Genomic DNA, 619 nt, shown 5'->3' on the forward strand with positions numbered 1-619 from the left:
GACGCGTGTACCGCGATGTCACCCGCAAAGTCGCCGGTGATGAGGTTCTCTCACGCCGGTTTGCTCCTCTGCTCGGCCTCGTGGAGCGCCTGCTGGTGCAGGAGCGCACGAGCAAGAACAAGCTCTATAGCCTGCATGCGCCCGAGGTGGTGTGCATCGCCAAGGGCAAGGCGCATCGCCCGTACGAGTTTGGCTCCAAGGTCGCACTGGCGGTGACCAACCGGGAAGGCTTCGTGCTCGCCTCCAAGGCGCCGGAGGGCAATCCTTATGACGGCCATACGTTGGACGCCACCATCGGCCAGGTCATCGTGCTGACAGGCGTCGAGCCGGAGCGGGCTTATGTCGACCAGGGTTATCGCGGGCATGATTATGCCAAGACGGATCGGGTGTTCATCACGCGACAGCGGCGGGGACTCACACCGACGATCCGACGGGAACTCAGGCGACGATCGGCGATCGAGCCGATGATCGGACACATGAAGGCGGACGGGCGACTGGGACGCAATCACCTGCTCGGAGCCGCCGGCGACGCCATCAATGCGCTGCTGGTGGCCGCCGGGCACAATCTGCGGCTGATCCTGAACTGGCTCAGGCTTTTTGTGGCCTGGCTCATGGCAGC

Annotated in this window: 1 protein-coding gene; it reads left to right on the top strand. The window is 64.1% G+C overall.

Translation table 11 applies throughout. The features are described from left to right. Positions 1–619 (top strand): transposase (locus KBI52_RS01025; RefSeq protein WP_371823091.1); only part of this gene is annotated, 619 nt, incomplete at both ends.

Origin of the sequence: Microvirga sp. HBU67558, assembly GCF_018069605.1 — a bacterium.
GTDB classification, from domain to species: Bacteria; Pseudomonadota; Alphaproteobacteria; order Rhizobiales; family Beijerinckiaceae; genus Microvirga; species Microvirga terrae.